Source organism: Aquimarina sp. EL_43 (assembly GCF_943422735.1).
GTDB classification, from domain to species: Bacteria; Bacteroidota; Bacteroidia; order Flavobacteriales; family Flavobacteriaceae; genus Aquimarina; species Aquimarina megaterium.
This window is the reverse complement of record NZ_CALSBR010000001.1, coordinates 1,806,781-1,819,770: the sequence shown is the minus strand read 5'-3', so window position 1 is coordinate 1,819,770 and position 12,990 is coordinate 1,806,781. Positions and strand designations below refer to the sequence as shown.

Here is a 12,990-nt window from a genome sequence, read left to right as displayed (position 1 = left end):
TTTAATACTAGATCAAACGTAAACATACCAAACACTCTACATCTGGATCAGTTCCAGGTTTAGGGTATTTGTTTAAATTAATTTGCTTCGAAACCTGTTCTGGAGTAGGTCATAAAACCAAAAAATTATAATTATGAGTACCAATGCATATTCTGATAGTCCACATTGTGGTACTAAATTAACTAAAGAAGAATTGGAATTTGAAAAAATCAAACAAGAAATTAAAACTATTAAAACAAATCGAAGATTAGGAAATTTTAAATGGATAAGTGCAGTTATCGGAACAATCATTCTCTTTTTCATAATTCAAAGACCTGAATCAATATTAAACAGAAAGAGCTCACAAGAAACAATAAACAAAGAGAGAGCATCAATGGTATTAAAACTCATAGAAAATGGAAGTAATTCTAAAGATCTACTTATAGGTTTAAAAGTTATAAAAAAATCTTACCCTGAATCAGATAATAAATGGATTAGTGATTTAATTGATTTTTTTGAAACAAGAGCTCATATAGAAGATCGTATATTAAAAAGTAAGTTAGAAGCAAGAATACTGAATCTACAAGAAGATTCAATACTGCTTGCGAATAGAAAAAGGAAAGCAACAACTTGGGATGAATTAAAGGATATTAAGGAAAGTACTATTAATAATAATAAACATATGATTTCAACAAAAATACAACTAGACAGTTTATTTGGTCTTGGGCTAAAATTCAATTAAACCATGGAAAAGAGAAATGTATTATCCTGAAATAGGTTTACCTCTACCCCCACTAGCGTCTCGCTAGTGACATTACTGCTTAGATAATCCAAATAGATACCCATCACTATCTATTTTTAAAATAGCATGATTATACAATAGCATGTTAAAAAATAAGGAACACCTTAGCCAGGTTTTTTATCCTCAATAATAATAATTACATTTATCAAGTAAACACAACCCCATTCTTCAACTCATATGAGTTGAAGAATGGGGTTGTTTGGTAAAAACAAATGGTGATTGTGGTAATCCACAATTATCTTATCAATGAATCACTGATATTGTAACAAAAAATAAAATGACTAAAAAATCATACCTGATTGGATACGACTTGAATAAACCTGAACAAGATTATGAATCGTTAGTAGAGGAAATTATTTTTTTATGAATAATGAATATAGAAGAGGTTCGGAATGGATCAAATGTGATCTTCATTTACATACACCAGACACAAAGTTAAATCCTAAAGGTTTTGAATTACCAGAAGGTAGGGACAAATGGGATGAATACTGTGAAAAGATTGAGCAGTCGGACGTTACCGTTTTTGGTATCACGGATTATTTCTGCTTTGATAACTACTTCAAGTTTATTAATCTATTTAACAACAAATTTCCTAAATCAAAAAAGGTGTTCTTTCCTAACATAGAGTTTCGTTTAGACGTATCTGTTAATAAAAGTGGTGAAGAAGTTAACCTACACGTAATTTTTTCAAATGAAGATAAAATAAACAAAAAAAAATTACATGATTTTCTTTCAAAGTTAGATACTAACATAACCAATAATGGGTCAGTTGTAAGCTGCGATAAGTTAGAGTCGTCTGATGATTTTAAAAAAGCTGCAATAAAATATTCAGATTTGAAACCCGCTTTGAAAAAAGTTTTCGGTAATGATGAACCTTATTTGATTTTCGCTGCTTCAAATAATCAAGGTATAAGAGCAGACAATAAATCTGCAAGAAAGATGAATATTTCAGATGAGATTGATAAAATTTGTGATGGCTTTTTTGGAGGTGTGCAAAATATTGAATGGTTCTTGAAAGATGATAGGTATGAACAAAATTCGGATGGCAGTCGTGAGATGTCTAAACCTTGTCCAGTATTAAGCGGCTGTGATGCCCATTCCTTTGATGATCTTGATAACAAGTTAGGTAAAGAGTTTTCTAAAAAGGATAACAAAGGACAGTTATGCGAGTTCTCACAGGTAACTTGGATAAAGATTGAGCCATCTTGGGAAGGGCTCAAATATCTTACTTATGAGCCAGAAGAGAGAGTATTTATTGGAACAAAACCTGAAGTTTTAGATAGGGTTCAAAAAAATAAAACGAAATATATTTCGAAAATAGAGATTAATCAGGGTGAGGGTTACGATGAAAGTCAAGGAATCTGGTTTCGTGATCAAGTAGTATACCCTAGTAATGAATTGACAGCAATAATCGGTAACAAAGGAAAAGGAAAAAGTGCTATAACGGATATAGCAGGATTACTGGGTAACTCTCATAATGAAAACTATTTTTCTTTTTTAGATGTTAAGAATAGAAAATTCAGAAAGAATGGATTAGCAAGTAATTTTAAAGCAAAATTGACTTGGCAAAGTGCTAATTCGGAAGAGAAGTACTTACACGAACATATAGATCAAAATGCTGAAGAAAAAGTTAAATATTTACCGCAGAGTTATTTTGAGGATTTGTGTAATGAAATTGATGATAATGAAAATTTCATAAAGGAATTAAATCAGGTTGTTTTTAAGCATATTGATGAGACGGATCGTTTAGGAAAAGATTCATTTGAAGATTTTATTGAAGAGGTGAAGACAAATTGTGAGTCATCCATTAAAACACTTAGGGATGATCTTAATGATATTAATTGCGATATAGTCAATCTACTCAAAAGGGATACGACCGAACATAAAGAGAGTATTGAAAGTAAAATTAAAAATTTAAAGGAAGATTTAGATAGCCATATAACAAGCAAACCAGTTAATCCATTTTCTGAAGAAGATAAAGACGATGAAAAAGGTGGTGAAGATAAAGAAGGTGGTAAAAATGATGAAAATTATAAAAAGCTAAAAGAGGAAGAAAAAAAGTTACAGGATGCGCGAGAGGTTGAATCTCAATATCTTGATAGACTTGAGATTTTAAATAGTGATTTAATCGAACTTAAGCAGGTTAAATTTAGGTTTAAAGAGGAACAGGATCGAATTGAATCATTTAGACAAAGTGAAATTGAATTTTTGAAGAAGTATGCTCTTAATATAGATAATATTTTTCCAAAGCCAACAATCAATTTAGTACCTATTGAGCAAAAAATATCTTCATTAGAAAAAGAAAAGTTAAAACTTCAATTAGAACTTGGAAAAGTTGAATATACACAAGAACATTCAGATTTGTTTGAAACTGTCAAAAGCCTTTTGTGGTTAAAAATTGAGAAAATACAGGAGAATTATGAACTCCTTTCTAACTCCCTAGACGAGAAACAAAAACTTATTGAGGGATATAATGCTTCATTAAAAGATTGGGAGTTAAGGAAGATAATAATTGAGGGTGAGGATGAAAATCCACGTGCAGGAACGTTAAAATACTATGAGCAAGAAATAAAAAATATTGCCGAAATCCTACCTGAAAGACTAATAGAGTATAAAGGTATTAGAAAAGAAATAGCTGCGAAAATTTACAATAAGAAAAAGGAAATTGTAGATATTTATTCGTCTTTGAAGAAAAATATAGATAATTTATTAGACGAAAATTCGGAGAAAATACAAGGTTATAGAATATCGCTAGAAGCATCGTTTCAGATAAAAGGATTAAAGGCAAATTTCTTAGACTATATTGACAAGGGTAAAACTGGGTATTTTTATGGAGTAGATGAAGCAAATAGACGTTTTAAAGACTTTATAAAAGATTTAGATCCCAATGATAAAGATGGTATATTGACTAAGGTAGATGAAATCACTTCCAGTTTAGAATATTCAGGAGATCAAAAACAAAACCCTTTTAATCAAATCCGTTCTGCCAAATCTTTGGAAAATTTGTTCGATTATATTTACGGATTAGAATTTTTGAATGAAAAGTACGCATTAAAATTTGCAGATAAAGATATTCAACAGCTTTCCCCTGGTGAGAGAGGTGCTGCATTAATTGTATTTTATTTGCTTTTAGATAATGACGAAAAACCATTAATAATAGATCAGCCAGAAGATAATCTTGATAATCAAAGTGTTTTTGAAATTCTAGTGCCATTTATTAAGCAAGCCAAGAAGCATAGGCAATTAATAATCGTTACACATAATCCTAATTTAGCTGTAGTAGCAGATGCTGAGCAAATAATTCACGTTGATATTGCAAAAGAAAATAATTACAAATTTTCTTTAAACACAGGAGGCATTGAGAATGAATCTATTAATAAAGAGATCGTTAATATTTTAGAAGGAACAATGCCTGCATTTGATAAACGTAAAATTAAGTATTTAAAACAACGTGTTTCAAATTGAAAAAAGAGCGTAAATAAATGTATCACACTATAGTATGATTAAAAAATAAGTAACGTCTTAGGGAGTTTTTCATCCTCAATAATAATAGTTACATTTATAGGGTAAACACAACCCCATACTTCAACTCTTAAGAGTTGAAGTATGGGGTTGTTTGGTAAAAACAAATGATGATTGTGGAAAACCACAATCATCTTATAAATGAATCACTGATATTGTACCTCATAATATGAGTTTGATATAAATTTAAAAATAAACATAGACAGAATATAAGGATTCCGTTGTTACAGGCAATTGTAAGAAATAATTTTATTAAAGCTAAAGTGAATACAAGAGATACAGAGATAACTAAAATTGGAATAATTGTTATTCAATCACTAAGAAAAAAAGATCGAAAGACAGGTGAAGAATTAAGAAACGATTTATTACAATATAAAAAATATACCCAAAAAGATACTTTTGAAGAGTTATACAATTTGACAACAATTACTGAGTTTAAAGATACTCTAAAAGCTATAGGTAAATCAATGTCTAAAGGAGTAATTTTTTCGCTTCATTTTGAAACACATGGTTCAGAAGAAGGTATCCACTTAGCTTCTGGAGAGTGTTTAAAATGGAAAGAGTTTTATAAATTAATTCGTCCCATTAACATAAAAATGGGGCATTTACTAATAATTGTAATGGCAATGTGTAAAGGTGCAGCTTTAATTAGTTCTTTGGAGCCTAAAAAAAGAGCTCCATACCTTGCTTTTATTGGAGCATTTAGGAATTTAACCCAAGATGAAATAGTCAGAGGTTTTTATGCATTTTACACTAACTACACAAATGCATTAGATATTAAAAAAGGAATGGAAGCTATTACCTTAGAGATTGATGGTAAAAACCCTAAGAAAAAAACATTTTGGTGTTATTCCTCTGAATATGTATTTGATGAAGTTTTAGATCCTGATTTAAATCCCCAAAAATTAAAAGAAATGGCTAAAGAAGAATCAATTAAACGGTTAGTAGAGTATGGTGAAACTAATCATACTTTAGAATCGGTTGAACTTGAAATGCGAGCTTTATTAGAAGATACCTCAAAAAAATATAGAGATAATTATTGTTTTAAAGATTTTTTTGAAAAGTAATATAGAAAAAACAGCCTGTAACAAAGTGTAAATCATAAAGCTTGCTGCAGGCGCAACACAAGCTTCGTGATTTACACAAACTATTATATCTAATCAAGCAAATTCCCAATGAAGAATAATGAATAAAAAGAAAAGTGTAGTTTCAATAATCGAATCAAGCCTAATATCAATCGCCTCATCTTTCCCAATAGCATCTTCAATAGCAACAGGGTGGTCAGAGTATAAAAATCATAAACAAGCTGAAAGAATTGAAGAAACTCTTAAAATGTTTGCCGAAAACCTTCAGAAACTGAATGAAGAAGCAGATGAAAAATTTCTAAATTCAGATCAAATCAAAGTGCTTATTGAGCGAACTGCAAATCTCGCAAAGGACGAATTACTTAGTGAGAAGCGAAAAAACCTAGCTGATTTTCTTGCAAATGCATCAACAAAGCGGTTCTCCCAGGATAACGAGAAAGATATGATCCTGGATACTATTCATAAAATTAGTCCACTACAAATAACTATTCTCAAAGCCGTGACCGAAGGACTAGTTCTGAAAAACGGAAGAAAAAATGTGTCATTAGGAACTGACTACGATCCATCAGCGAAAAACAAACCAGACTTCAAATATGTTTTAGAATATGAAATTGTCCAACGATATGAACGGAATTCATCGAAAGATAATATTGAAGCTTGCATTGATTATATGGTTTCAATTGGAATAGTAGAACTGGCAAGTGCTCGAGGTTGGACAACGGTAGGAGGAAAAACCGGTATAAGAGGCGTGAGACCAACAAAATTAGGAATCAAAGTATTAGATTATTTAGGATGTTCTATAGAAAAAATGCCAACGTTGGAAGACTATAGTAAAGACTAGCTATAACAAAGTATAGAAAAAATACTTCTCACTTCCGCTAACGTCTCGCTAGTGGCATTACTATTATCTTATCCTAAAATAAGTGTATACAAAAGTGTACTATAATGGATAGATATTCAAAAACGTATTCAACAAAATAACAAATCAACGTTACCGTGCATAGGTGTACCTCATCCGCGCATTATTTTTATCGACCATCGGTGTATTAAATGCTTCCCTCACATAGATATACCTCACTCGCGCACTATTTGTATCGACCATCGGTATACAAATAACTCTCCCAGCATAGGAGTATCCCTTCCCCGCACCATTTATATCGACCATCGGTATAGGTATAGCTTTCAGCGCATATAGATATCTCTTCCCCACACTACTTTTATCGACCATCGGCATACCGGCTGCTTCCCCCGCAGGGGTAAAACAAACCCCCGCAATAGGGTGAGCCTCCCCCGCTGCGCGGAGAGCCCAACCCTATGCAGGGGCCAGTAATACCAACAGATTATCGGCGTTTATATTGGCTAATATATCCCTTATAACGCTCGGGATCTTTTCTAAACGCATATTTACCCGTTTCGCGAAGCTCATCTATAGCTTCCTTAAGATGGGTATAGGCTCTATCCCGTATTTCTTTGGCTTTAGAATTATCTAAGGTAGCCCCATTCGCTTTGGCCAGCAATTCTGCCAGGCTATCCGATTGTTGTGCTGCCATATCAAAGTTGCTAAGGTCATACTTCGCTTTTTCTAGCTCTGCTATATTGGCTTTACCCAATACACTAATATCCATCAAATCCTGGATCATATCTGCATCGCCTTCTCCATCGGCAATAGCACGTACACGGGCCAGCAAATCCAATCGTTTGCGAAACGCAAACCGCAAATCGGCCAACAGGTCGTTTCTAAATTCGTAAGCCTTGGGAGATTCTTCTCTCCAGGCCTTGGCTGCTTCTTCCTGGCTATACCGCTCTTTCATCCATACCGCCTGGGCATATCTGCATGCCCCGGTTCGGGTAGGTAAATCTTCGGCATACACCTGCCAATCCAGTCCTTTGGCGATTAAGGTTTCTTTGTCCTCCTCTGCCCATACAAATAAGTTTTCGGCTTCTTGCATAAATACATCAACAGGAATTGTTGGTGATTTTACCGCTTCTTGTGGTAATGCTTCTAGCACAACCTGCTTGGTGTCATAATTTTCTTTAGACATCGTATAACATGTTTTAAAAATCTATTGCTTGTTTTAAAAATTGCAATAGATCGTAGTTAATAAATACTTGATATACAATGATACAGCACGCCAGTTTCATTTTTCGGAACTCGAAAAAAATAGTAATGATTAATTTGATGAGACCTCACAGGTTTTAAAAACCTGTGAGGTCTATATTTTTATCTTTGTATGTGAGAAATTGTAAAAAATTAAAACGTCTTAGGGAGGTTTTTTATACTCAATACTAATAATTACATTTATCACGTAAACACAACCATACATAGAATATAAAGGACATATATTCTTTATTTTGTTGTTGGTAAACATTAAACATAATAATGACAAAACACATCATGAAAAAGCTGATTAAATTAACCTTATTTTTATCAATATTAATTACTCCTTTAATTTCAGCAAGCTCCCAAGAATCAAAAAAATCTGTTCCTGTTTTTGAAAACGGAGAGGCCCAAATTGTCGCTGCATTTGAAGATCCAGAAAAATGGATTAGACATGATCTATGGGTTGAAACAGAATTTGATACTGATGGTGATGGAAAATTAGATAGAATGCACGTGGCAGTTACCAGACCTCAACAAACCGATACAGACGGGCTTAAATTGCCTGTTATATATGTATCCAGTCCTTATTTTGCTGGCGTTGCACCAAATGTTACAGGATTATTTTGGGATGTCAAGCATGAACTCGGAACAGCTGCAAAAGAACGTATACATCCAGAGGTTGTTCGAACAGGAGAGAGACCAATTATTTCAAATTCTCATATTAAAACCTGGGTACCAAGAGGATACATAGTAGTGCACTCCTCATCTCCAGGAACAGGGCTTTCTCAAGGATCGCCAACGGTTGGAGGTGACAATGAATCATTGGCTCCTAAGGCTGTAATTGATTGGCTATGTGGCCGTATACCAGGTTACACTTCACTCGATGGTAAAAAAGAAGTGCAAGCATTTTGGTCAACCGGTAAAATAGGAATGACCGGGACATCTTATAATGGAACCATTCCTTTGGCCGCAGCAACAACTGGTGTAGATGGGCTTGAAGCAATTATCCCAATTGCTCCTAATACATCGTATTATCATTATTATCGATCAAATGGATTAGTGAGATCTCCAGGAGGATATTTGGGTGAAGACATCGATGTACTTTATGATTTTATTCATAGTGGCGATGAATCAAAACGAGCTTATAATAATACAACAGTAAGAGACACAGAACTAAAGAATGGCATGGATAGAATTACAGGTGATTATAATGACTTCTGGGCTGGACGAGATTATTTAAATGATATGAAACCCATGAAAGCAGCTTTACTGATGTCGCATGGGTTTAATGATTGGAATGTAATGCCAGAACATAGTTATAGAATTTATAAAGCTGCAAAAGCTAAAGGATTACCTTCTCAAATATATTATCATCAAGATGGACATGGTGGTCCTCCTCCAATGAAAATGATGAACAGATGGTTTACTCGTTATCTACATGGTGTAGAAAACGGTGTAGAAAATGATGCTCGAGCTTGGATTGTGCGTGAAAATGACACAAGAGAAAACCCTACTCCATATAAAGAGTATCCCAATCCTGAAGCATCAGATGTAACTCTTTATCTAACTCCTGGTGCTCCAGCTAAAGGAACCTTAAGTCACAAAAAAACCAAGAATCAAGGAATGGAAAAAATTGTTGATAATTATTCCTTTTCTGGTAGAGCACTGGCACAGTCTGAAATTAGTAATCATAGATTGATATATGTAACACCAACATTATCAAAAGATATTCACTTATCTGGTACAGCAAAAGTGACTGTTACTCTATCAAGCAGCAAAGCCGCTGCAAATCTATCGGTTTGGTTGGTTTCTCTGCCTTGGAATAAAGGAAGCCGAACTAAGATAACAGATAACATAATAACTCGTGGCTGGGCTGATCCACAAAATCACAACTCGATACGAAAAAGCGAACCCTTAAAAAAAGGTAATTTCTATAAGGTGTCTTTCGATTTAATGCCAGATGATCAAATCATTAAAAAAGGTCAACAAATAGGACTAATGATTTTTTCAAGCGACAAAGAGTTCACATTACACCCAGAACCCGGAACCGAATTAACTATTGATTTAAGTGCAACAACTATCACCTTACCGATTGTAGGAGGTATTGAAGCATTTACCCATGCAGCAAAAGAAAATTAAATATAATCTATCATTAATAAAACGTTTACCAACAAAGGCTATAATCCATTGGCTAAATAACTTCGATTAATGATTGTTAACACTTATTGCTAACCTATGCTTACCAATATTTTTGCTTTCTTTCTTAAAATTTCTCCACGACTAAAGCGAGCCGTCTGGAAAAAGCTATATGAGTATTTGTCAAAGAAGTATCCAACAGCAGAGTGGACTTATATGAACTACGGATATGAATCTTGCAATGAACCTATTGCAATCCCACTGAATGAGGAGGAAGAGAACGACCGGTATATGATTCAGCTATACCACTATGTAGCAACAGCTGTAGACCTTGTGGGTAAAGACGTAGTAGAAGTTGGTAGTGGACGCGGAGGAGGTTCGTCGTACATTAAACGATATCTTAAACCAAAGACGATGATTGGAATTGATTACTCTAAAAACGCAATCAAATTTAGTAATAAACATCATTCGGTAGAAGGATTAACCTTTATTCATGGTGATGCAGAAAACCTACCATTGGGGAATGAAAGTGCAGATGCAATTGTGAATGTAGAATCATCACATTGTTACGGGTCTATGAAAAAGTTTGTAAAGCAAGTCAACAGAGTGCTTCGTCCTGGCGGGTATTTTTTGTTTGCCGACCTACGTCCCTCAGAAAAGATCGAAGAGCTTGATACGATTTTCAATGATACGGGATTTGAAGTGCTCAAAAAGGAATTGATTTCGAAGGAAGTGGTCAATGCAATGGATGCTTTTCACGAATACAAGTTAGCATTCTTTCAAAAGATGGTAAAGGGCTGGTTAAAAAAGCCGCTGAATGATTTTGCAGGAGTTAAGGGTTCGAACATCCATAAGGAATTAAGTAATGGTAAGGTAGTTTATTATCATTATGTATTGAGAAAATGAGAAACCTCTGCTTCCTCACTCCTGCTTATGTCTCGCTGGTCGCATTATTGTTTAAATAATCCAAATAGCTAACCATTACTATCTATTTTTAAAATGGTATGATTATACAGCAGCATATTAAAAAATAACCATATATAGAAAATAAAGGATATATATTCTTTATTTTGTTGTTAGCAGTAAACTTTGAGCCAAAACTAAAGATGAAAGATATTTTTACAATCGAAAACCCAATGCCTCCAATTTGGATTATGTATCCTAATATTTCTCAATATAGTATAGGCTGGAGAATGGGTTATGGAGAAGGTTATAAGTTTGATTTAGGAGACTGGAAGAAAACTTTAAGCAAAAACGACAAAAAGACATATGATGAAATGTTTCCTCGTCCTGTTTTTTGGAGAAACCTATATGATAATGATTCTGAAGAAAATGATTTTGATAAATACAGTTATGAATTAATTTCTTTTTGGGAAAAGGAAGGGAAGCCCAAATATTCTATTTCGAATTTAGAGAATGAAATTGAAACATTAGAGTACCTATGCTTTTGGAAACCTAATAATCAAATAATTGATGAATCGTGCCTAAGTCAATGGCAATATTCAGAATTTGAAGTAGATATACACGATTATACATCTGCTGAACAATATATGATGGCTGAAAAGGCAAGACTTTTTGAAGATGAAGAAATTGAAAAACAAATTATGAACTCTACCGACCCTAGAGAAATAAAATCTTTAGGTCAAAAAGTTAAAAATTTTAAGCAAGATATTTGGGATAGGGTTAAATATTCAATTGTTTTGACAGGTAACTATTATAAATTCAGTCAAAATAAAGAAATACGAGATTTTCTTTTATCAACCGACAATAAAATCCTTGTAGAGGCAAGTCCATTAGATAAAATTTGGGGAGTTGGTTTGAGCTCTGAAAATTCAAAAATCAATACCCCATTTAGCTGGAATGGAAAAAATCTATTAGGGTTTGCCTTAATGGAATTAAGAGATGAACTAAAAAGAATTTATAAACATTACGATAAAATTCATTGGAGTAAAATAAAGGAAAAATACTAATAGTCAACTGCTAACAAAACCTAAACTGCATTAAAACGCAGTTTAGCTAAACCGTTATATACAATTAGCAAAGTCATAAATGGAAGAAGAATTATATTCAAAATTCACTCAGGAAATACTGGATAGCAATGATAAAGTATATGAATTGACTACAAATGATATTCAAACTGGAACCATTGAATTTCTGATAATGAAGGAAGAAAGATACGCTGAATATGTAATTGAAATTGCAGTAGAACAAAATGAGTTTAGTGACGAAATTAATTATGGTGGGTTTACAATTGAAGTGCCAATTAAGTCATATGGTTTTAAATCATTAATAGGAAAGACTTTTGATAAAAATGATTTAATAGATACTCACGGTTCTTTTTACATTGTGAATTCCTATGAAGATGTAGAGATTCATAGTATCACTTTTGGCAATCTGAAAGATCAAAAGTTAGAAGCAACTATAGAATACTCATTAATCTATCCTAATTGGAAAGAATCTAGAGGGACTATGGATACATTGTTAAAGATCGGACCAATAGTACTTAGTAATCAAGTTCTAAATCCAATAGAAGAAAATCGAGTAAAAGCAATTTCAATTCTTGAGAACTATCTAGAAAAAACTGAATTAAACCTACATTCTAATATTTCAAACATGAATGGCTTTAGGTTTGAATATAAAACTGAATAAAAGTACATAACACTGTATAAATGGCATTAAAAATGAAGCGAATTTGTCTGATTACTCACTGTGAAGCCACACATTCTGTAGACGGAAGAGTTGGCGGATGGTTCGACTCAGATTTAACAGTAAAAGGAAAACAGCAAGCATCTCAATTATCAAGTAAGATTAGAGAATTGGGTTTTGATATTCAAAATTTAACTGTTTACAGTTCTGACCTAAAAAGAGCTGCCCAAACAGCTCAGATTTTGACAAACGGTACAAATACACCACTAATTCTCGATCAAAGACTCAGAGAAATGTCTTTTGGAACACATGGAGGAATGATACAAAGTGAACATAATAAAATCATGATACCTATAAGCCCCAATGGAAACAGATTGGATCATCGAATATGTAAAGGAGCAGAAACCAGAAGAAATGTAGCAGAACGAATATGTCAATTTGTTGATGAGATAATAGAATTGGAAAAAGATATAATAGTTGTAACACATGGATTTGCAGCGACTTTTTTTATCGCAGCTTTTCAAAAAATTGATATTTCATCGATGGGCTATATCAATTACAGACTTAATCCTGGTAGTATTTCAATACTCGAAGAAGATAATATATTTAAAAGTAGAGTTATCAAGCTTTTAAATGGATAAATACACATAACAATATATATCAAATCATAGCGTCTCGCTGGTGGCATTACTATTTAGATAATCCAAATAGATGCTCTC

At 33.2% G+C, this 12,990-nt stretch carries 10 protein-coding genes; 9 read left to right on the top strand and 1 reads right to left on the bottom strand.

The window, feature by feature from the left end:
- The first annotated feature begins 133 nt into the window (after positions 1-133).
- From NNL09_RS08215 to NNL09_RS08200, 4 genes are all read left to right on the top strand, one after another.
- Positions 134-721, top strand: a complete 588-nt coding sequence (locus NNL09_RS08215) for a hypothetical protein (RefSeq protein ID WP_196910980.1) — start codon at positions 134-136, stop codon at positions 719-721.
- A gap of 423 nt (positions 722-1,144) precedes the next feature.
- Positions 1,145-4,246, top strand: coding sequence for a TrlF family AAA-like ATPase (locus tag NNL09_RS08210; RefSeq protein ID WP_196910981.1), 3,102 nt, complete (start codon positions 1,145-1,147; stop codon positions 4,244-4,246).
- Positions 4,247-4,524: 278 nt separating this feature from the next.
- Positions 4,525-5,370, top strand: a complete 846-nt coding sequence (locus NNL09_RS08205; protein ID WP_196910982.1) for a hypothetical protein — start codon at positions 4,525-4,527, stop codon at positions 5,368-5,370.
- Between the two features lie 118 nt (positions 5,371-5,488).
- Positions 5,489-6,229 carry a hypothetical protein gene (locus NNL09_RS08200; protein ID WP_196910983.1) on the top strand — a complete coding sequence of 247 codons (741 nt, stop codon included), beginning with the start codon at positions 5,489-5,491 and terminating at the stop codon, positions 6,227-6,229.
- Positions 6,230-6,728: 499 nt separating this feature from the next.
- Here the strand turns inward: NNL09_RS08200 and NNL09_RS08195 are convergent, their stop codons facing one another.
- Positions 6,729-7,430, bottom strand: a complete 702-nt coding sequence (locus tag NNL09_RS08195; protein ID WP_196910984.1) for a hypothetical protein — start codon at positions 7,428-7,430, stop codon at positions 6,729-6,731.
- 353 nt (positions 7,431-7,783) lie between these two features.
- Here NNL09_RS08195 and NNL09_RS08190 point away from each other — a divergent pair, with 353 nt between their 5' ends.
- From NNL09_RS08190 to NNL09_RS08170, 5 genes are all read left to right on the top strand, one after another.
- Positions 7,784-9,628: a Xaa-Pro dipeptidyl-peptidase gene (locus tag NNL09_RS08190; protein WP_196910985.1), complete on the top strand. Its 1,845-nt coding sequence runs from the start codon at positions 7,784-7,786 to the stop codon at positions 9,626-9,628.
- Between the two features lie 177 nt (positions 9,629-9,805).
- Positions 9,806-10,531, top strand: a complete 726-nt coding sequence (locus tag NNL09_RS08185) for a class I SAM-dependent methyltransferase (protein ID WP_254514225.1) — start codon at positions 9,806-9,808, stop codon at positions 10,529-10,531.
- Positions 10,532-10,731: 200 nt separating this feature from the next.
- Positions 10,732-11,595: an NADAR family protein gene (locus NNL09_RS08180; protein WP_196910987.1), complete on the top strand. Its 864-nt coding sequence runs from the start codon at positions 10,732-10,734 to the stop codon at positions 11,593-11,595.
- A 79-nt stretch (positions 11,596-11,674) separates the two neighbouring features.
- Entirely contained in the window at positions 11,675-12,274 is a 600-nt protein-coding gene (locus NNL09_RS08175) for a hypothetical protein (protein ID WP_196910988.1), read from the top strand.
- 32 nt (positions 12,275-12,306) lie between these two features.
- Positions 12,307-12,912, top strand: a complete 606-nt coding sequence (locus tag NNL09_RS08170) for a histidine phosphatase family protein (RefSeq protein WP_196910989.1) — start codon at positions 12,307-12,309, stop codon at positions 12,910-12,912.
- The last annotated feature ends 78 nt before the right edge of the window (positions 12,913-12,990 follow it).